Origin of the sequence: Saccharomonospora iraqiensis subsp. paurometabolica YIM 90007 (assembly GCF_000231035.2) — a bacterium.
Classification (GTDB): Bacteria; Actinomycetota; Actinomycetes; order Mycobacteriales; family Pseudonocardiaceae; genus Saccharomonospora; species Saccharomonospora paurometabolica.
Genome location: NZ_KI912197.1, coordinates 8,427 through 10,866, shown reverse-complemented (window position 1 = coordinate 10,866; position 2,440 = coordinate 8,427). Strand labels below are relative to the sequence as shown.

At 74.6% G+C, this 2,440-nt stretch carries 4 protein-coding genes; all 4 read right to left on the bottom strand.

Features of this window, described 5'->3' with window-relative positions; genetic code table 11:
* A partial coding sequence (locus SACPADRAFT_RS0202685; protein WP_007027286.1) for an ArsA family ATPase occupies positions 1 to 720 on the bottom strand: 720 nt, incomplete at its 3' end.
* Between the two features lie 2 nt (positions 721 to 722).
* Positions 723 to 1,166: an SRPBCC family protein gene (locus SACPADRAFT_RS0202680; protein WP_007027285.1), complete on the bottom strand. Its 444-nt coding sequence runs from the start codon at positions 1,164 to 1,166 to the stop codon at positions 723 to 725.
* A 27-nt stretch (positions 1,167 to 1,193) separates the two neighbouring features.
* Positions 1,194 to 1,982 (bottom strand): metallophosphoesterase family protein, encoded by a 789-nt coding sequence (locus SACPADRAFT_RS0202675; protein WP_007027284.1) that lies wholly within the window; start codon positions 1,980 to 1,982, stop codon positions 1,194 to 1,196.
* Between the two features lie 9 nt (positions 1,983 to 1,991).
* The gene (locus tag SACPADRAFT_RS0202670; protein ID WP_028662161.1) at positions 1,992 to 2,378 is read right to left on the bottom strand and encodes a hypothetical protein; all 387 of its coding nucleotides are present in this window, start codon (positions 2,376 to 2,378) and stop codon (positions 1,992 to 1,994) included.
* Between the last annotated feature and the right edge of the window lie 62 nt (positions 2,379 to 2,440).

The following is a 2,440-nucleotide window of genomic DNA, read 5'->3' as shown; positions in this document are numbered from 1 at the left end:
CCGGGCGCGCAGCCAGGAGGCGGCGGGGCCCCAGCTCAGCCCGCCCGTGGGCATCATCCGGTTGACGACCAGACCGTCGACCGCGATCCCGCGCAACGTCAGCGAGGTCAGCAGGCGGCGGGTCTCGGCGAGCACCACCCGTTCGGGGGTGAGCACGAGCCGGACCGCGGTGGCCTCGGTGTCGGTGAGCCAGCGCCGCAGGTCGTCGACGTGCGCGGCGAGCCGGTCGAGCATCCCGGCCGGACCCCGCCCGGCCGTGCGGCTCAGATACCCCGCGACCGCCTCCGGCAACGCGAGCAGCCGTGAGGTCTCCGCGGTCGGTCCGCAGTCCACGACCACGGTGTCCCACGGCCCGGCGTCGGCGAGCGCGCGGACCTCGGTCAGCGCGAGCAGCTCGTCGACCCCGGGCAGCACGGTGAGTTCCTCCGCGTCGAGCGCCTCCACCCCGAGCCCGGTCAGCACCGACCGCAGCGCGTCGCGCAGCGTCCGCCAGGCCCCGTCGGTGAGCGCCCGCGCGTCGACCTGCACCGCGTACAGGTCGGCGGCCACCTCGCGGGGCTCGCCGTCCAGCGGGGTGGCGAGGGTGTCGGCGAGCGAGTGCGCGGGGTCGGTGGAGACCACCAGGGTCTTGCGCCCCCACCGGGCCAACCGGGTCGCCGTCGCGGCGGCGACGGTGGTCTTGCCGACACCGCCCTTGCCGGTGAACAGCAGGGTGCGCATCGTCAGGCCCGGTCCTCGACGCGGCGTTTGAGCTCCTTCAGCGCCGTGTCCATGATCATCTTCTCCGCCTTGCGGCGGAGCATCCCGATCATGGGCAGGGACAGCTCCACCGCGAGCGAGTAGGTCACCTCCGTGCGGCCCTCCCCCAGCGGCCGGAGCCGGTACCGCCCCTCCTGGGACTTCTGCATCTGGCCCTTCTCCAGCTCCCAGCTCACGGACAGTCCGTCCTCGGCCCAGTCGTAGGCGAGCGTGTAGACGTCCTTGACCGGACCGGAGTCGAGGGTGAACCGCACCCGGCGGGGTCGCCCCGCCGGGTCGCGGTCCAGCACCTCCGTCTCCCGGACGGCCTGGGCCCACTCCGGGTAGGCGGGCAGGTCGGCGACGACGGCCATGATGTCCTCGGGCGGGGCCTCGATCTCGATGGACTGGGTGGACTGCTCGGCCATGGGGCTAGAGCGTAGCGGTCCGTCGCCTCACCAGCGCAGCACGTAGGGCGTGCCGGTGCGTTTGAAGTGGCCGACGTTGACGCACTCGGTGCGGCCCGTCCGCACCCGCGCCGACAGCGGCTGGTGCACGTGCCCGAACAGCGCCCAGCGTGGTTCGTGCTCGCGCACGGCCCCGAGCAGGGCGTCCGACCCGAGTTCCGGCCTGCGTGCCACCACGTCGTAGGTCAGTTCGGGGACGGCGGGCGGGATGTGGCTGCACAGCACGTCGGCGTCGGACACCCGGGCCACGTCCGCGGCGAAGTCCTCCCGGGTGCGCAGGTGCGGCCGCCAGGCGGAATCGGAGCGCACCGGCACCCCCTCCGCCTGCAGCGCCCCGCCGACGAAACCGAACCGGAGCCCGCCGATCTCCACGACCTCGCCGTCGACGGCCCGGACACCGTCGGTGAGGAACTCCGGCCACAGCCCGGGGGCGTCCACATTGCCGGGGATGGCGTAGGTGGGGGCGGTCAGCGCCGCGAACAGCCTGCTGTACTGCTCGCGCACGGCCTCCTCCACCGCGGCCCGCGGATCCGCCAGGCCGGCCCAGAGCGAACGGGCGTACTCGGTCGTCTCCGCCCGCCTGCCCTCCCGGCGCAGCCGCGCGAACCGGGCGACGGTCTCGGCCCCGAACAACCGTCCCAGGATCCCGCCGCCGTGATCGTGGTAGTCGACGAAGTCGAGCAGGTCCCCCAGCACGAGGACCGCGTCGGCGCCCTCACCGGCACGGGCGAGGGCCTCGGCATTGCCGTGGACGTCGGAGACGACATGGAGTCGCACAGCGACACCCTAGCCGTCGACGGCCGGCGCGGGCGGCAGCCCCGGGGGCCTGCCGTCCTCCAGTTGGTCCTTGAGCCGGAGGGCGATCGCCTTCGCCGCCCGTGCCCGCCGGTCGGCCTCGACGGCCAGCTCCCGCCGCCCGCGCGGCCGTCCGTCGGCGGGGCGGGCGCGCAGGAAGTAGTGCAGGACGGTGCCGTCGAGCACGGGTTCCAGCCAGACCTCCATGGTGCCCACCAGGGCCCCGCGCACGGTCCAGCGCAGCCCGGCGTCGCCGCGGTCGGTGTAGACTTCGAGCACGAGGTCGGGCCAGTAGGCACTCCACGACCGCGGGTCGGCGAACGCCGCCGCGACCGTGCCCGGCGGTACGGCGAGGAACGTCTCGTCGACGATGTCCAGCGCGGGCGGGCCCGCAGCGTCGTCCGGCCCGGGCGGACCCGCAGGGTGGTCCGGCGCGGGCA